13 protein-coding genes and 2 tRNA genes are annotated in these 17,542 nt (G+C 73.4%); 12 read left to right on the top strand and 3 right to left on the bottom strand.

Annotated features, from left to right (window positions below; translation table 11 throughout):
- Positions 1–94: 94 nt before the first annotated feature.
- Positions 95–961: a bifunctional DNA primase/polymerase gene (locus tag AC07F3_RS14835; RefSeq protein ID WP_479113970.1), complete on the bottom strand. Its 867-nt coding sequence runs from the start codon at positions 959–961 to the stop codon at positions 95–97.
- 489 nt (positions 962–1,450) lie between these two features.
- On the opposite strand from AC07F3_RS14835, the gene AC07F3_RS14840 reads away from it, so the two are divergent.
- From AC07F3_RS14840 to AC07F3_RS14880, 9 genes are all read left to right on the top strand, one after another.
- The gene (locus AC07F3_RS14840) at positions 1,451–1,762 is read left to right on the top strand and encodes a hypothetical protein (protein WP_479113972.1); all 312 of its coding nucleotides are present in this window, start codon (positions 1,451–1,453) and stop codon (positions 1,760–1,762) included.
- Positions 1,763–1,982: 220 nt separating this feature from the next.
- Positions 1,983–3,146 (top strand): acyl-CoA dehydrogenase family protein, encoded by a 1,164-nt coding sequence (locus AC07F3_RS14845; RefSeq protein WP_479113973.1) that lies wholly within the window; start codon positions 1,983–1,985, stop codon positions 3,144–3,146.
- Positions 3,143–4,150 (top strand): bifunctional MaoC family dehydratase N-terminal/OB-fold nucleic acid binding domain-containing protein, encoded by a 1,008-nt coding sequence (locus AC07F3_RS14850; protein WP_479113975.1) that lies wholly within the window; start codon positions 3,143–3,145, stop codon positions 4,148–4,150. The genes AC07F3_RS14845 and AC07F3_RS14850 overlap by 4 nt, the downstream gene beginning before the upstream one ends.
- A complete protein-coding gene (locus tag AC07F3_RS14855) occupies positions 4,150–5,307 on the top strand; it encodes an acyl-CoA dehydrogenase family protein (protein WP_479113976.1) in 1,158 nt (385 codons plus the stop codon). Before AC07F3_RS14850 ends, AC07F3_RS14855 begins: the two co-directional genes overlap by 1 nt.
- Positions 5,304–5,756, top strand: a complete 453-nt coding sequence (locus AC07F3_RS14860) for a MaoC family dehydratase (protein WP_479113978.1) — start codon at positions 5,304–5,306, stop codon at positions 5,754–5,756. Before AC07F3_RS14855 ends, AC07F3_RS14860 begins: the two co-directional genes overlap by 4 nt.
- Positions 5,753–6,919: a lipid-transfer protein gene (locus AC07F3_RS14865; protein ID WP_479113980.1), complete on the top strand. Its 1,167-nt coding sequence runs from the start codon at positions 5,753–5,755 to the stop codon at positions 6,917–6,919. The genes AC07F3_RS14860 and AC07F3_RS14865 overlap by 4 nt, the downstream gene beginning before the upstream one ends.
- 234 nt (positions 6,920–7,153) lie before the next feature.
- On the top strand, positions 7,154–8,002 hold the full coding sequence (locus AC07F3_RS14870; protein ID WP_479113982.1) for a DUF1906 domain-containing protein: 849 nt from the start codon (positions 7,154–7,156) through the stop codon (positions 8,000–8,002).
- Positions 8,003–8,246: 244 nt separating this feature from the next.
- On the top strand, positions 8,247–8,792 hold the full coding sequence (locus AC07F3_RS14875; RefSeq protein WP_479113984.1) for a SigE family RNA polymerase sigma factor: 546 nt from the start codon (positions 8,247–8,249) through the stop codon (positions 8,790–8,792).
- A 202-nt stretch (positions 8,793–8,994) separates the two neighbouring features.
- The gene (locus AC07F3_RS14880; RefSeq protein ID WP_479113986.1) at positions 8,995–10,650 is read left to right on the top strand and encodes a long-chain fatty acid--CoA ligase; all 1,656 of its coding nucleotides are present in this window, start codon (positions 8,995–8,997) and stop codon (positions 10,648–10,650) included.
- A gap of 228 nt (positions 10,651–10,878) precedes the next feature.
- On the opposite strand, the gene AC07F3_RS14885 is transcribed toward AC07F3_RS14880, so the two are convergent.
- Both AC07F3_RS14885 and AC07F3_RS14890 read right to left on the bottom strand, forming a co-directional pair.
- Positions 10,879–15,201, bottom strand: a complete 4,323-nt coding sequence (locus tag AC07F3_RS14885) for a response regulator (RefSeq protein ID WP_479113988.1) — start codon at positions 15,199–15,201, stop codon at positions 10,879–10,881.
- 151 nt (positions 15,202–15,352) lie between these two features.
- Entirely contained in the window at positions 15,353–15,790 is a 438-nt protein-coding gene (locus AC07F3_RS14890) for an SSI family serine proteinase inhibitor (protein ID WP_479113990.1), read from the bottom strand.
- A gap of 225 nt (positions 15,791–16,015) precedes the next feature.
- Here AC07F3_RS14890 and AC07F3_RS14895 point away from each other — a divergent pair.
- From AC07F3_RS14895 to AC07F3_RS14905, 3 genes are all read left to right on the top strand, one after another.
- Positions 16,016–16,109 (top strand) — tRNA-Ser (locus AC07F3_RS14895).
- Positions 16,110–16,487: 378 nt separating this feature from the next.
- Positions 16,488–16,560 (top strand) — tRNA-Arg (locus AC07F3_RS14900).
- 88 nt (positions 16,561–16,648) lie between these two features.
- Positions 16,649–17,524 carry a DUF2797 domain-containing protein gene (locus AC07F3_RS14905; RefSeq protein ID WP_479113992.1) on the top strand — a complete coding sequence of 292 codons (876 nt, stop codon included), beginning with the start codon at positions 16,649–16,651 and terminating at the stop codon, positions 17,522–17,524.
- The last annotated feature ends 18 nt before the right edge of the window (positions 17,525–17,542 follow it).

The following is a 17,542-nucleotide window of genomic DNA, read 5'->3' on the forward strand; positions in this document are numbered from 1 at the left end:
GCCGCCCTCCCCCTCACCGGGCCACACCACGCACCGCGAGCCGAAGCACCGCGCAGAACCGCGTCCCGGCCGGTGCGGGGTTACGCCCCCTTCCTCACCTGGCCGCGCTCATGCGGGCCGCGGAGGCGATCGTCGCGCGGGCCTCGCGTTCGGTGAGACCGGTGCGGATCGCCGCCGCGATGAGCGCGCCCGTGAGCTCCGCGCCGATGCCGTTCTCGTACGCGCGGCAGGCCGCCCAGAACAGCCGGGTGTTGCGCTGGCCCTCGTGCGCGGCCAGCACGAACTGGACCAGGCCCCGCCCCTGGTGATCACCCTGCTTGTGGGGGTGGTGGCGGGCGGGCGCGGGCGGGGTGAGCAGGTCGAGGAGGGCGCTGGGGCAGGGCGCCGGGCCGAGGTGGGCGGTGCCGGGCGCCAGCCGGTAGACGCCCCGACTGCTCAGAGATCCCGGCCCCACCAGGTAGCCGCCGGCGCCCCGGATGTCGATGCCGGGGGCGAGGCGGCTCGCGGAATTCGGCACGACCGTGCCCGACGGGCCGGTCAGCCAGATGTGCCGACCCCCGCTCGGAGTGATCACCACCACGGTCTCCGGAATGGTGAACAGGTGCCGCAGCGCCAGGTGTTGGAGCGCCGCGGTGGCATCGGCCTCCGGCGGCTTGGTGTCGAGGTCGATCCCTATGAGGTGGTGCGGGGGCCGGCCGCAGGCGATGCCGTACCCCGTGGCCCAGGGCGCGGCCGCGAACAGAGCGCGGACCACGACGGGGTCGGTGGTCGCGTCGTGCACCCCGTGGCCCGGGAGCCCGCACTCGCCCCGGCAGAGCACCGGTTGGGCCTCGTCCCGGTGGGGCGAGGGGAGCGCGGGGAGCTTGGTGCGGGACAGCGGGATGACGGGCAGGCCGCGCTCGGCGGCGGACAGGGCGTGGGCGAGGGCCAGGGTGGCGGCCTGCCGGTCGATGGTGGCCATGACTCCATGTTCGTACGAATGTTCGAGAAAGGGAATCCCTTTCAGGGGTGACCGGCAGGACTCGGCCGGGCGCCCGGGGTGGCGCTGGAAGCCACGCGGGCCCCGTCCCCGGCCTGCCGTCGACCCCATCGCCGCCGGGCGACGGCCGGGTGGTCCTGGGGTGGCCGCCAGGTGAGCTACCGGTGACGGGAAAGGTTGGCCGAATCCGGGCCGAAACGGTTCTCCCATCGGGAGGGCACGGTTCCGGCGCCGCAAACCGATCCTGGGCAGCGCTTTGAGGCGACATTGAGGGTTTATCGACAAGTCCTCACGCTTGCGGGCGAAAGGTTCCCCGATGACTGGTTCGCCGGGGATTCGGTGGGCAACTCTGATCCAGCGACGTCGTCACAGCGTCCGGGGCGGTCGGCCAACCGCCTTGGACCAGGCCGTACTTACGACCTGGAACGAGCCGAACTACCCGCAGTACTTCTGGTTCCTGGAGGAATTGACATGGCAAGCATCCGTACCGCCCGCGTCCTCGCCGCCGTTGCCGCGCTGCCTCTGGCCGCCGCCCTCTTCTCGGGTGTCGCCACCGCCGACAACGGATCCATCGCGGGCCACGGATCGAACGCGGCGGTCGCGACCGTCAGCGGCAGCGGGGTCGGGCACGACAACCGGGGAAATTCGTCCACCACGCAGCAGCAGGCCGTCGGGGCCGGGGCCACCAACCAGAGCAACACCGCTCAGGTGAACGGCTCGGCATTCACGTCGATCAACCAGGGCAACGGAAACGTCGCCGTGAACTTCTCCCGCCTGTGGTGAGGCGCCACCCCAGCCGCAGGGTCCGGTCGATGGGGTGATCGGCGGCCCGGGTGACAGTGCTTCGGCACGGTCGCCCGGGCCGCTGGCATGCGGGGGCGGTCTCCCCGACCATTGACAGCGGGGCGCTATCTGACGGACAGTCAGAAACCCTGATCCGGGATCGCGCCCGTACGTCCGGGCCGGTCCACGGATCCGTCCGTCCGCACGGAAGGCCGCCGTCGTGCACCTCGCCCCGACCGAAGCCCAGGAGCGGCTGCGCGCGGAACTCCGCGCCTATTTCGCCGAGTTGATGCCCGACGGGCCGCTGCACGGGGCGGATGCGGCCGGACAGCGGGCGCTGCTGCGCCGGATCGGCGCCGACGGGCTGCTCGGGCTGGGCTGGCCCGTCGAGTACGGCGGCCGGGGGCGGGGCGCGGACGAGCAGTTCGTCTTCTTCGACGAGGCCTACCGGGCGGGCGCACCCGTCTCCATGGTCACCCTGAACACGGTCGGCCCGACCCTGATGAAGTACGGGAGCGCGGAGCAGAAGGCGTTCTTCCTGCCCCGGATCCTGAGCGGCGACCTCGTCTTCGCCATCGGCTACAGCGAACCGGAGGCCGGCACCGACCTCGCCTCGCTCCGTACCAGGGCGGTGCGCGACGAGGGATCCTGGCTGATCGACGGGCAGAAGGTCTTCACCTCCAACGCCCAGAACGCCGACTGGATCTGGCTCGCCTGCCGCACCGACCCCGACGCCCCCAAGCACCGGGGCATCTCGATCATTCTGGTGCCGACCGACGCGCCCGGCTTCTCGTGGACGCCCATCGAGACCGTCGGCGGCCTGACCACCACGGCGACGTACTACGACGGCATCCGGGTGCCGGTGGGGAACCTGGTCGGCGAGGAGAACGCGGGGTGGGGGCTGATCACCAACCAGCTCAACCACGAGCGGGTCGCGCTCGCCGCGATCGGCATGCAGGCCGAGGACTTCTACGAGGCGGCGCTCGCGTATGCCTGTACGCCCGATCCGGTGACTTCCGGGCGCCCGGTTGACCACGAATGGGTGAAGGCGAAGGTGGCCGCCACGCATGCCCGGCTGGCGGTGAATCGCCTGCTCAGCTGGCGTTTGGTGGGCGATGTGGGGGCGGGCCGGCTGGCGCCGGGAGACGCCAGCGGCGTGAAGTTCACGGGAACGGAGTCCGCGGTCGAAACGTATCGAATGTGTCGGGAAATCGTGGGGGACGCGGGCCTGATCCGGGGCGGCTCGCCCGGCGCCTTCGGGGACGGGGAGCTGGAGCGGATGAACCGGGCGGCGCAGATCAACACGTTCGGCGGCGGGGTGAGCGAGGTGCAGCGGGAGATCGTCGCCACGATGCGGCTCGGGATGACACGGGGGAAGAGGTGAGCGGGGTGAACGAGGAGGAGTTCCTCGGCCGGCTGAAGAAGTTCGAGGGGCAGCCGGCGGCGACCGGCGGGGTCGGCAAGGACCTCGTCAACGCGCCGATGATCAGGCACTGGTGCGAGGCGATGGGCGACGGGCATCCCGCCTACACCGGGCCGGACGCCATAGCGCCGCCCACGATGCTCCAGGCCTGGACGATGGGCGGCCTCTCCGGGCACGGTGACGGCACGGGCCGCGCCTCCGGCTACGACGAGCTGTTCGAGCTGCTCGACGGCGCCGGATACACCTCGGTGGTGGCCACGGACTGCGAGCAGGAGTACGTCCGTGACCTGCGGCCGGGCGACCGCGTCAGCTATGACGCGGTGATCGAGGCGATCTCCGCGCGCAAGACCACCAAACTGGGCACCGGGCACTTCGTCACCACGAGGATGGACGTCCGCGCGAACGGCACACTCGCGGGGACGCACCGCTTCCGCATCCTCAAGTACGCGCCCGCACAACGGCATACGCGCCCGCGCGAGGAATCCGGCCGACCGCGGACAACAGGGTCCACGGTGCAGGCGGGGGAGGCACAGGGTGCGCCGGAGGGGGAACAAGCGGGCCCCAAGCCCCTGCGGCCCCGGCCCGTCGTCAACCGGGACAACGCCGGGTTCTGGGCGGGCGTCGGCGAGCACCGCCTGCTCATCCAGCGCTGCGGTGACTGCGCCGAGCTGCGCTTCCCCTGGCTGCCGGGGTGCAACGCCTGCGGTTCGGCACGATGGGACACCGTGGAGGCGAGCGGCGAGGGGACGGTCTTCTCGTACGTCGTGATGCACCACCCGCCCTTCCCCGCCTTCGACCCGCCCTATGCGGTGGGCCTGATCGAGCTCGCCGAAGGGGTGCGGATCGTCAGCAATGTGGTGGGGGTGGCGCCCGACGAAGTGCGGATAGGGATGCCGGTACGTCTCGAATTCCTGCGCGCCGACGCCGAGTTGGAGCTTCCCGTCTTCCGGGCGGAGGCGGCCTGATGGACTTCACGCCCACCGAGGAGCAGTCGGCGGTCCGCGAGCTGGCCGAGCGGATCTTCACCGACCTGTCGACACCCGAGCGGCTCACGGCCGCCGGTACGGGGACCGACAGCGAGCTGTGGAAGGCGCTGTGCGGGGCGGGGCTCGTGGCGGCCGTCGAGGAGGTCGGCCTGCTCGGCCTGGTCCTCGCCCTGGAGGAGCAGGGCAGAACCACCGCCCAGGTCCCGTTCGCGGCGAGCTGCGTCTACGGGATCCTGGCCCTCACGGCACACGGCTCGGCCGAGCAGCGCGAGCGGCTGCTGCCCGCCCTGCGTGAGGGCAGTGCGGTGGCGACCGGGGCCTTTCCCGCCTCGGCGGGGCGCGTGCGGGCCACGAACGAGGGCGAGTTGACCGGTGTCGTGCCGCTCGTGCCGTGGCTGCGGGACGCCACCCATGTGCTGCTGCCCGACGAGGACGGCGCGCTCTGGCTGGTGTCCGCCGCCGAGACGGAGACCGAACCGGTGGAGACGACCGCACCCTGGTCGGCCGGGCGGCTCACCCTCGCCGCCACCCCGGCCGAGCGGGTGGGCGGCGCGGGGGCCTACGAGGACGTGCTGGCCACCGCCCGCACCGCGTTCGCCGGGCTCCAGGCCGGGGTCTGCGCGGGCTCGCTGGCCAGGGCGGTCCGGCACACCACGACGCGCGAGCAGTTCGGGCGTCCGCTCTCCACCAACCAGGCCGTCCTGCTGCGGGCCGCCGACGCGTACATGGACACCGAGGCGATACGGGTCACCTCCTACGAGGCGGCCTGGCGGCGGGACGAGGGCCTGCGGTACGGGACGCACGCGCTGACGGCGGCCTGGTGGGCGGCGGAGGCGGGCACCCGCGTCGTGCACGCGGGCCAGCACCTGCACGGGGGTCTCGGCGCGGACCTGGAACACCCCGTCCACCGGCACTTCCTGTGGGGCCGGCAGCTGGACGCGTATCTGGGGTGCGGGGGTGAACTCCTATCGGAATTGGGCGAGTTGATAGTGAAGGAGAGGCTGGCGGAGGGGCCGCGGGGCAGGTCGACAGGGGCGCCGGCCGGGGAGCCGGGGCTCGTGCGGGCCCGGTCGGCGCGGGACGTGGAGGTGGGCTCAGGGGTGGGAGCGGCGATGGACGAGGGGGTGGGGGCATGAGGGCAGGAGACGAGCTGGCGCCGCTGGAGATCCCGATCACGCGGACGCTGATCGTGGCCGGGGCGGTGGCCTCCCGCGACTACCAGGACGTGCACCACGATCCGGTGATCGCACGGGAGAAGGGCTCCCCCGACATCTTCATGAACATCCTGACCACGAATGGTCTGATGGGGCGTTACATCACCGATCACTTCGGGCCCACGGCCCGGCTGAGGTCGGTGAGGATACGGCTGGGAGCACCCAACTACCCCGGTGACACCATGACGTTGACCGGCACGGTGACGGCGGTGGAGGGCGAGGTCGCCGAGGTGCGGGTGACCGGCGCCAACGGCCTGGGCCACCACGTGACCGGCACCGTACGGGTGGACGTCCCCGGCGGCGCCGACCCCGTCGGCCCCGCCAGTGCCGCTGGTTCGGCTGATCCGGCCCGGCCCGGGGCGGCGTCATGAGCGTACGCAAGGGGGATTCGCTCGGGGGGCGGGCGGCCGTGGTCGGGATCGGGGCGACCGAGTTCTCCAAGGACTCGGGGCGCAGCGAGCTGAAGCTGGCGGTCGAGGCGGTGCACGCGGCGCTCGACGACGCGGGGCTCACGCCCTCGGACGTGGACGGCCTGGTCACCTTCACCATGGACACCAGTCCCGAGATCACGGTCGCGCAGGCGTCCGGCATGGGTGAGCTGTCCTTCTTCTCGCGCGTCCACTACGGCGGCGGCGCGGCCTGCGCCACCGTGCAGCAGGCCGCCCTCGCGGTCGCCACCGGGGTGGCCGAAGTGGTCGTCTGCTACCGGGCGTTCAACGAGCGCTCGGGCCGCCGCTTCGGTTCCGGGGTGCAGCACCGGGAGCCGTCGGCGGAGGGGGCGGCGCTGGGTTGGTCGCTTCCGTTCGGGCTGCTCACCCCCGCGTCCTGGGTCGCGATGGCCGCTCAGCGCTATCTGCACACCTACAACCTGACCCCCGAGGCCTTCGGGCACGTGGCGGTCACCGACCGCCGCCACGCCGCGAACAACCCGGCGGCCTACTTCCACGGCAAGCCGATCACCCTGGCCGACCACGCCGCCTCGCGCTGGATCGTGGAGCCGCTGCGACTCCTGGACTGCTGCCAGGAGACGGACGGCGGTCAGGCGATCGTCGTCACCACCACGGAGCGGGCCAGGGACCTGCGGCAGCGGCCCGCCGTGATCACCGCCGCAGCCCAGGGCGCGGGGCGCAGACAGGAGGGGATGACCAGCTTCTACCGGGACGGGCTGACCGGTCTGCCGGAGATGGGGGTGGTGGCACGGCAGCTGTGGCGGACGTCCGGGCTGACGCCGGCCGAGGTGGACGTGGCGATCCTGTACGACCACTTCACGCCATTCGTGCTGATGCAGCTGGAGGAGTTCGGTTTCTGCACACCGGGTGAGGCGGCCGACTTCGTGGCGGCGGACGCGCTCCCGCTCAACACCCACGGCGGCCAGCTGGGCGAGGCGTATCTGCACGGCATGAACGGCATCGCCGAGGCGGTCCGCCAGCTCCGGGGCACTTCGGTGAACCAGATACCCGACGCGGCCCACGTCCTGGTCACGGCCGGCACGGGCGTCCCCACCTCCGGGCTGGTCCTGGGCAGGGAGGACTGAGGGTGCGTCAGGAGGGGACCGGCCTCGGTGCGTGCCGACCCGGTGTCAGAAACCGGGTGGGGCCCGGGATGTACGGCTGAGCGGCCGTCAGCGGGCCGCAGCGCGAAGCGGGGTTGGCGCGCGAGGAGCATTCGGGGGCTCGGGACTGGGGCGGACGGCTGATCCTGCGCCCGGACGGGCGAGGGGGTGGGCCGAGCGGTGGCCGGTTGGGACGGGCGGCCGTTCACTCGGGCCATGCGCCGTCTCAGACTGACCCTCGCCTGTTCCGCCACCACCCTGCTCGCCCTCGTCACGCTGCTCGCCCCGGCCGCCGTCGCGTCCCCGCCCTGGGACGACGAGCAGGACGAGCAGGCGGCGGAGGTGGCCACCGTGCCCTTCAGGGGCGCCGCCTTCGACACCTGCAACACGCCGTCGCTGGCCGCGATGCGGGGCTGGCGGAGTTCGCCGTACCGCGCCGTCGGCATCTACTACGCGGGCCGCGGCCGCCACTGCGCCGTCCAGCGGAACCTGAACAGGAGCTGGGTGACCCAGGTGCACGAGATGGGCTGGCAGGTGCTGCCCGTCTTCGTGGGCTCGCAGGCCCCGTGCGTGTACGCCGAGAACAAGAAGGGGGTGCGGATCGGCAACCAGCCCGTGAAGCAGGGCGCGTCCGAGGGCGCCCAGGCCGTCCAGGCGGCGTGGGACCTCGGCATCCTGCCCGGCAGCGCGCTCTACCTCGACCTGGAGGCGTACAACCTGGGCAACGCGTCGTGCGCCCGGACCACGCTGGACTTCGTGCGCGCCTGGAACCGGGAGGTGCGCGGGCGCGGCTACCTGCCCGGGTTCTACAGCAGCGCCGGGTCCGGCGTACGGCAGATGGAGCAGGCGCGCCTGGCGGGGGTGCGGGACCTGCCGGCGGCGATCTGGTTCGCCCGCTGGAACACGGGGGGACCCGCGCTGTACCAGGAGGCGGCGCTGCGCAAGGACGGCTGGCAGCACATGCGGATCCACCAGTACGCGGGGGACACCGCCGAGTCGCACGGGGGATACCGGCTGGTCGTGGACCGCAACCAGGTGGACGCCCCGGTGGCCCGCATCGACTGAGCCAGAGCGCGTCCGCTCGTCGCCCGGCCGGTCGGCGAGCGGACGCGAGGGGCCCCGTACGCCGTCCGCGATCTTGGAAAAGGCCGTGAGGGCGGCGACGGAGCGGCCGATGAACCCTGAGGGCCGGGGATGCGTCCTCCACCTTCAGGAGGTGTGGCCACCCCCACCCCTACAACCTGAGGCGGACACCGCTTCGGGACCTGGGGCCGATCCCCCGGGGCCTTCGCGCTCATAGCGTGGAGACATGACAACGCCCGTCTGCACCAGCGCCTCCCGAGCGGCGACGCCGTACCACGCGTACGCGTCGTTCTCGGCGTACGTCCGCGCCAGGGGCCCCGTGCTGCTGCGCACCGCGCGCTCGCTGACCGCGAACCCGAGCGATGCCGAGGACCTCTTGCAGACGGCCCTCACCAAGACGTACGTCGCCTGGGACCGGATCGAGGACCACCGGGCGCTCGACGGGTACGTGCGCCGCGCGCTCCTCAACACCCGCACCTCGCAGTGGCGCAAGCGCAAGGTCGACGAGTTCGCCTGTGACGAGATGCCCGAGCCGGAGGTCGTGCCCGGGCCCGACCCGGCCGATCAGCAGGTGCTGCACGACGCGATGTGGCGGGCGGTCATGAAGCTGCCCGACCGTCAGCGGGCCATGGTCGTCCTGCGCTACTACGAGGATCTGAGCGAGGCGCAGACCGCCGAGGTGCTCGGAGTCTCCGTCGGCACGGTCAAGAGCGCGGTCTCGCGCGCGCTGGGCAAGCTCCGCGAGGACCCGGAGCTCGAACCCATACGCTGACGGCCGCCCCGGCACCCACCCTGGTCACACGCGGTGACGGTCAGGGCCACGGAACCCACGGCGATCCGAGGTTTCCGCAGGTAACTTCGCGGAAGCACGGCCGAAACTACTCCCGGGTAGTGACATACCGCGCGGTACGTGAGCAGAATCGGCACACCCCTATCGCCATCGAGCGCGCCGCAGCGCTCACCGGGAGGACGCCGTGCTGAGCACCATGCAGGACGTACCGCTGCTGATCTCGCGGATCCTGACCCACGGGTCGACGATCCACGGCAAGTCCCAGGTCACGACCTGGACCGGCGAGGCCGAGCCGCACCGCCGCAGCTTCGCCGAGATCGGTGCCCGGGCCGCTCAGCTGGCGCACGCGCTGCGCGAGCTCGGCGTCGAGGACGGCCAGGCGACCGGCACGCTGATGTGGAACAACGCCGAGCACGTCGAGGCGTACCTGGCGATCCCCTCCATGGGCGCGGTGCTGCACACCCTCAACCTGCGGCTGCCCGCCGAGCAGTTGATCTGGATCGTCAACCACGCGGCCGACCGGGTGGTCATCGTCAACGGCTCGTTGCTGCCCCTGCTCGCCCCGCTGCTCCCGCACCTGCCGACGCTGGAGCACGTCGTCGTGAGCGGCCCCGGCGACCGTTCCCTCCTGGAGGACATCGACGGCGCGGGCCCGCAGGTGCACGAGTACGAGGAGCTGCTCGCGGGCCGCCCGACCACGTACGACTGGCCCCAGTTGGACGAGCGCGGCGCCGCCGCCATGTGCTACACCTCCGGCACCACCGGCGATCCCAAGGGCGTGGTCTACTCCCACCGCTCGATCTACCTGCACTCGATGCAGGTCAACATGGCCGAGTCGATGGGGCTCACCGACCGGGACACGACGCTGGTCGTGGTGCCGCAGTTCCATGTGAACGCCTGGGGCCTGCCGCACGCCACCTTCATGGCCGGGGTGAGCATGCTCATGCCCGACCGTTTCCTGCAACCGGCGCCGCTCGCCGACATGATCGAGCGCGAGCGGCCCACGCACGCGGCCGCCGTCCCCACCATCTGGCAGGGCCTGCTCGCCGAGGTCACCGCCCGCCCCCGCGACCTCACCTCGATGCGGAACGTCACGATCGGCGGCGCGGCCTGTCCGCCCTCGCTGATGGAGGCGTACGACAAGATCGGCGTACGGCTCTGCCACGCCTGGGGCATGACGGAGACCTCGCCGCTCGGCACGATGTCGAACCCGCCCGCCGGGCTCAGCGCCGAGGAGGAATGGCCGTACCGCATCACCCAGGGCCGCTTCCCCGCCGGTGTCGAGGCGCGGCTGGCCGGGCCGGACGGCGCGTTCCTGCCCTGGGACGGCGAGTCGGCGGGCGAGCTGGAGGTGCGCGGGCCCTGGATCGCGGGCGCGTACTTCGGCGGCGTGGGCGGCGAGGACTTCCGTCCGGCCGACAAGTTCAGCCCGGACGGCTGGCTGCGCACCGGGGACGTCGGCGTCATCAGCCCGGAGGGCTATCTGACCCTCACCGACCGCGCCAAGGACGTCATCAAGTCCGGCGGCGAATGGATCTCCAGCCAGGAGCTGGAGAACGCGCTGATGGCGCACCCCGAGGTCGCCGAGGCGGCGGTCGTCGCCGTCCCGGACGACAAGTGGGGCGAACGCCCGCTCGCCACCGTCGTGCTGAAGCCGGGCGCCACCGCCGACTACGCCGCCCTCAAGGCCTTCCTCGCCGGAAAGATCGCCAAGTGGCAGCTCCCGGAGCGGTGGGCGCTGGTCGAGTCGGTGCCGAAGACGAGCGTCGGCAAGTTCGACAAGAAGGTCATCCGCAGGCAGTACGCGGACGGCGAGCTGGACGTGACGGAGCTGCGCTAGCCGCGCCCGGGCGGCTCGGCCGCTCGGCCGGCGGCGCGGCGGCCGGCTCATTCGGCATGGCCCCTGGGTGGGCGAAGAAGCCGACCCACCCCGGGGGGAGCCCGGTCGGCCTTCGAGGACGACCGCGTCCCGGAAGCGGTGCACGGCGAACCACGACCGCGTCGGCCTGCGCACGCGTCCGCGCGACCCCGCCCGGGGTCGGAAACCCCAACCAGCCGCAGAACGCGGCTAGTTGGTGCCGATCTTCGCCAGCAGATCCACGATGCGGCCCTGTACCTCGCCGCTGGTGGACCGTTCCGCCAGGAACAGGACCGTCTCGCCGGACGAGAGCTTGGGGAGCTCCGCCTGGTTGATGCCGGCCGAGGTGTAGACGACCAGCGGGGTGTGGTTCAACTGCCCGTTGGCGCGCAGCCAGTCGACGATTCCGGCCCGGCGGCGGCGTACCTGCATGAGGTCCATCACCACCAGGTTCGGCCGCATCTGGGCGGCCAGGGTGACCGCCTCGGAGTCGGTGGCGGCCCGCGCGACCTGCATGCCGCGCCGCTCCAGGGTCGCGGTGAGCGCGAGCGCGATCTCCTCGTGCTCCTCGATCAGCAGGACCCGGGGCGGGTGCTGCTCGCTGTCGCGGGGCGCGAGCGCCTTGAGCAGGACGGCCGGGTCGGCGCCGTACGCCGCCTCCCGCGTCGCCTGGCCGAGACCCGCCGTGACCAGCACCGGAACCTCGGCCGCGACCGCCGCCTGGCGCAGCGACTGGAGCGCGGTCCGAGTGATCGGGCCGGTCAGCGGGTCGACGAACAGCGCGGCCGGGAACGCCGCGATCTGCGCGTCGACCTCCTCGCGGGAGTGCACGACCACGGGCCGGTAGCCGCGCTCGCTCAGCGCCTGCTGGGTCGAGACGTCCGGCGCGGGCCACACCAGCAGCCGGCGCGGGTTGTCCAGCGGCTCCGGGGGCAGCTCGTCGTCGACGGGCTGCGGCTGCGGCCGGTTGGCCACCTCGACGGCGCCGCCGGGCCCGTCCAGCGGCTCGGGACCCTCGGCACCCTCGTCGGGCGCCCCGATGGCGTACGCGCGGCCCCGGCCCTCCGAAGGGGGCGAGGGCAGTACGGGATGCGGCCGGACGGCGGCCGGTTCGGCGGGCCGCTCGACGCCCTCGGGAGGCGTGCCGAGCTTGCGCCGCCGCCCGGAGCCGAGGGAACCGCCGGAGGTCTGGTTCGGCTGCGCCTGCGTCTGCCCGAACGGCGCACCCTGCCCGAGCGCCCGCACGCTGAACGCCCGGCCCTGGGTGTCCCCGCCGACCATCGGGATGCCACCCGGCGGAGTCTCGGCGGGAAGCGGCTGCCGAGCGGGCTTGGCGGGCGCGGCCTGGTTGCCCTGGACCGGGTTCTGGGCCTGCGGCGGTACGGGCCCGGGCGCACCCGGCGCCGAAACCGCCCGGGCGGCCCACTCGGGCCGCTCGGCGGGGTGCGGCTGCGGCGGGGTGTGCTCGGCCACGGGGTCGCCGGGGGCGGGGGTGTTGGGCCGGGGGGCCACGGGGGTGGCCTCGGCGGCGGGGGGTGTGGGGGCAGGGGGTGTGGTCGCGGCGCCCACTGGTCCGGCGACCACGGGGCCAGCAGCTGTGTGGCTGGGGCTCATGGGCCGAGCCCCTGTGGGTTCACCACCCATGGGTTCAACGCCCGTGGGCCCGGCGCCCATAGGGCCCGCGCCCGTGTGTCCGGCCCCCATGGGTCGAGCACCCGTGGGTTCAACGCCCGTGGGTCCGGCGCCCATAGGGCCCGCGCCTGTGTGTCCGGCTCCCATGGGCTCAACACCCATGGCTCCGGCACCCGTAGCCCCAGCACCTACGTGCCCAGCGTTCACGTGCGCAGCACCTGCGTGTGGTGCGCCTACGTGCCCAGCGTTCACGTGCGCAGCACCTGCGTGTGGTGCGCCTACGTGCCCAGCGTCCACGTGCGCAGCACCTACGTGCCCAGCATCCGCATGCCCAGCACCCACGTGCCCAGCGCCCACGGGTCCGGCACCCACGTGCCCGGCACCCGCAGCCCGGGCGGAGCCATGTCGCCCCGTTCCGGGCGCGGACACGTCAGCCGCTCCCGACGTCGGGGCCGGGACCGCGCCCGGGGCCGGAAGGGGGCTCGGGGGCACGGGGCCGGGATGCGGTGCGCGGTCGGCGTCGGCGGGCGGCAGCGCGAAGGCCGTCCGAACCGCTCCGTCCGGCCCGCTCGCGGAGTTGGTCGCGGAGCCACCCGTCGAACCCGCGGCAGGACCACTCGAAGGACCACGCGAAGGACCACTCGCAGCACCAGCAGAGCCGTTCGCACCACCACTCGCAGCAGCACCACCCGCCGCGGCACCCGCTCCGCCGGGCGCGGCGCCCAGGGCTCGGCGGGCCCGGCGGCCGGTCGGCTCGGCGGGGGCGTCCGCGGGGGTGGCCGGGGCGTCGGCGGCGCCGGGGGCGGGCAGCGCGCGGCGGGCCCGGCGGCCGGTGGCCTCGGTGGGCACACCCTGCGGCGGCACGGTCTCGCCCAGCGCGGCCCGGCCCATGCCGGACGATTCGCGGGCGCTCTCCGCGCCGGTGACGACGGACCCTTCGGCTGCCTGCGCCGAGCCCTGTTCGATGCCCTGCCGCACGGCCTGGCCGGTGGGCCGGGCCACGGACTGCTCGGCGGGGCTGGGCCGCCCACGCCGCCGTCCCGACCCGGACGCGGCCCCGCCGCCCGGAACTCCGGCGCTCCCCGCGGGACCGCTGCCCGCGCTCTCGCCGCCGGAGGCGATCTGCTGGGCCGGGATCCGGGCTCGGTCACCGTCCGGGCCGCCGTCGCCGTCCCCGCCGCCCGAACCGGACCCGGAGCCGGACTCGGACCGCGCCCGGCGCCGCCCGGTCGGGGACGCCTCCTCGGTGACCGCGCTCTCCAGGAACGCGTCCGTGGACGCCCGCCGGGCCCGCCTGCGTCCGCCGCCGTCCTGCTGCGCGGGAAGCAGCGCCTCGTCGGGCCGGGGGGCCACCGGGGCCTCGACCGTCCCGGCACCCGCGCCGAGCGGCACTTCGAGCACGTACGCCGAGCCGCTCATGCCCGGCACGTCCACGGTCTGCAGGACGCCGCCGTGCGCCCGCACGATGCCGCGCACGATGGGCCCGTGGACCGGGTCGCCGCCCGGGTAGGGCCCGCGCACCTCCAGACGTACGACCTCGCCGCGCACCGCGGCCGCGACGACGACGGTGGAGTCCATGTAGCCGCCGGCGGCGACCGGGGCCTTGCCCGTCGCGTCGACCCCGGCCACGTCCGCGATCAGGTGGGCCAGCGCCGTCGACAGGCGCGGCCCGTCCACCTCGGCCTCGATGGGCGGGGTGTGCACCGCGAACTGCGCCCGCCCCGGCCCGATCAGCTCGACGGCGCCGTCGACAGCCGCGCCGACCACCGAATCGACCAGCACCTTGGTCTTCTTGAGCTCCTCGCTGCCCGCGTCGAGCCGCTGGTAGCCGAGGACGTTGTCGACGAGCGTGGTGATGCGCGAGTACCCGGCGGCGAGGTGGTGCAGCACCTGGTTGGCCTCGGGCCACAGCTGGCCCGCGTCGTCGGCGGCGAGCGCGGCGAGTTCGCCCCGCAGCTCGTCGAGCGGCCCGCGCAGCGATCCGGCCAGCACCGAGAGCAGCTGCTGGTGCCGGGCGGCGAGCGCGTCGTAGCGCTTGGTCTCCCGCTCCAGGACCTCGGCGTGCTTGGCGGCCTGCTCCTCGTACGGGCGCCGGTCGGTGAAGGTCATGACGGCCCCGACGAGCAGGTCGCCGTCGCGCACCGGAGCGGTCGTCAGGTCCACCGGGACCTGGGCGCCGCTCTTCGTCCAGATGACCTGCCCGCGCACCCGGTGCTTGCGCCCGGACTTGAGGGTGTCGGCCAGCGGGCTCCCCTCGTACGGGAACGGCTCGCCGTCCTCGCGCGAGTGCAGCACCAGCGGGTGCAGCTCCTGCCCGCCGAGGTCGCTGGCGCGGTAGCCGAGGATCTGCGCGGCCGCCGGGTTGACCAGGACGACGCGCCCGTCGGTGTCGGTGCCGACCACGCCCTCGGCCGCCGCGCGCAGGATCATCTCGGTCTGCCGCTGCGAACGGGCGAGCTCCGCCTCGGTGTCGACGGTGCCCGAAAGGTCCCGTACGACCAGCATGAGGAGTTCGTCGCCCGAGTACGAGCCGGGGCCGCCGCCGCTGCCGTAGGAGGCGTACGCGTCGCGCCCGTCCTCCAGGTTGGCGCTGGTCACCTCGACCGGGAACTCGGTGCCGTCGGTGCGGCGCGCGATCATCCGGGTCGGCTTGGTGCGGCCCTGCTCGTCCTCGCTCTCGGGCCGGCGCATCGAGCCGGGGATGAGCTTGGAGTCGAAGGAGGGCAGCAGGTCGAGAACTCCCCGCCCCACCAGCCCGGTACCCGGCGCCTCCAGCATCTCCAGGGCGACGGTGTTGGCGTTGACGACCGTGCCGTTGCAGTTGACGAGCAGGAGCCCGTCCGGAAGGGCGTCAAGTATGGCTGCGAGGCGAGCAGCGCCTCGGGATGGCCTGCTGCTCACGACGACGCTTCCTCCCTGAACCACTGCACCTTGCGGCCTGTCACTGGGAGGGAGTCTAAAGGCTGGCGGTGTGCGAGCGACGGCGGATGAGGGGGAGCTCTCACCAAGGTTGTGTGACCAAGGGGTACGCGGGGAGCGCGTACAGGGTGCCCTACCTGGCGCTCGGCAGCACCGGCAGCATGTTGTCCCACCGCGAGATCTCGCACCCGTTGGCCCGGCTGTACGTCGCGTCCACGGGCCGCCCGGCCCAGCTGCCGGTGATGTGCGCGGTGGCCGCGCCGCCGTAGATCATCGTGCAGACCGCGTCCTTGGGTACCGGCGCGAAGGGGTCTTTGCCCCAGGTCGTGAGGGAGTCGAGTTTGTCGCAGGCCTGCTGACGGCGGGGGTGGTCGCCGCCCGCCGGGTGGCATTCGAGCGTGTACGTCCCCTCGACTCCCGGGTTGTGGTCGATCGTGACGGTGAGCCGGTCCTCGGTGTGCCCGTCGCCGAGCAGCGGCAGTGGCACGGGCAGGGGGCCCGCGGAGGCGGCGGGCGCGGCGGCGAGCGCGGTGAGCGAGGCGGCGGCGGTGACGGCGAGGCGGCGCAGCATGAGTCTCGTATCTCCAGGCGTGTGGACGGACTTTCGGCGGACTCTCGGTCTCCCGGGGACGCCCGGGGTCTTTGGAGGTCTAACGCGCGTCAACGCCCGGCGTTGCGCCACACGAACGCCTTTGCTCTGGTGCCGGTCCGCCTAGTACCGTGGGGGGCGATTGGTGACGGCCCGCAAGGCTGTGTCATCATCTGCACGCACCACTCGCACACGCGACGGTGTGCTGGAGGCGTCGCCTAGTCCGGTCTATGGCGCCGCACTGCTAATGCGGTTTGGGTTTTAAAGCCCATCGAGGGTTCAAATCCCTCCGCCTCCGCCAGCAACACCCGAAGCCCCGGCCCCACGGCCGGGGCTTCGGCCGTTCCCGGGCCCCCTGACCCGCCCTTGAGCCCGCGCGCCCGCGGTCCTCCGCCCGCACCCGCCGTTGACCACGCGCCCAACCGTCACCGCTCGCTCCCGCGATGGACTGCCCGCACCCGCCGTTGACCGCGCGCACCGCGCCTTGGCCCCGCTTCGGGCCCCGTTCCGGCCCCGCCCAGTGCTTTCCCCGCCCGGGCCCCGCGCCCCCCGGTTTGCTCACGCAGGGGCATTTCCGCAGGTCAGAGCCTGTGGGGGCAATGGATTTCGCGTCACGGCGCAGGTCATGTAATGTTGTTCTCGCAACGCCGACGGGGCAGAAAAAACCCCGGAAGCACAAGCACTCGTAGCTTAACGGATAGAGCATCTGACTACGGATCAGAAGGTTGCAGGTTCGAATCCTGCCGAGTGCACAGCGAAGAAGGCCCCCGGAGAGATCCGGGGGCCTTCTCGCGTTCCCGGGGCCCCGGCGTTGTCAGTGGGGGCGGGTAGCTTCGGGGTGTGGCTGGGTTGTGGCGGTGTTCCGGGGTTCGGTGGGGGGCCGGCGGGCCCCGGCTGGTGTGGGAGGAGGGGCGGGAGAGCCCGCTCTCGTTCGGGCGGGCGGTGGCGTTCCGGGTCGTGGGGGTCCGGCGCTGTGTGGGGGCGCGGGGGAATCCCTGTCCGGTGGCGGCGCCGGTGCCGGGGCGCGGGACGCAGGCGCGGTGCCCGGAGTGTGCGCGGCTCGACCGGGCGCATTCCGTCGCGGCCGACACCTACGTCGATGATCCGCGTACCTACCGCGTCTACCTCGCCTGGTTCGGCAGCGGGATGGTCAAGGTCGGCATCACCGCCGAGGAGCGGGGTCCGGCCCGGCTGCTCGAACAGGGGGCGGTGGCCTTCGGCTGGCTCGGGCGGGGCCCGCTGATGGCCGCCCGGCGCTGCGAGGAGCTGCTCAGGGCGGCGCTCGGGGTGCCGGACCGGATTCCGTACGCCGAGAAGCGGGCGGTGCGGGCCCGGCTGCCCGGGGTGGCCGAGCGCGCGGCGGAGGTCGCCTCGCTGCACGCTCGGGCCGTCGCCCTGTCCGGCTGGCCCGAGTCGCTGGAGCGGATCGGGTGTGAAGTCGTCGACCACGGCGCGGCGTTCGGGCTTTCCGGGCTCCCTCCGGCGGCCGGCGTGGTCACGGAGCTGGTGGACGGCGGGGTGCTGGGCGGCAGGCTCCTCGCGGCCGCCGGGCCCGACCTCCACCTGGATGCGGGCGACGCGGGCGTCCTCGTGCTGGACACGCGGCTCATGAGCGGGTGGGATCTCGCCGCCGTCCCCGCCGGGGCACAAGAGGGCGTCAGTGTGCCCGTCCGCGCGCTGCCCAAGGAGGGCGGGGTGCAGGACCTGCTGTTCTGAGGACCGCGAGGGGGCGGC

The organism is Streptomyces sp. NPDC045846 (assembly GCF_056431605.1).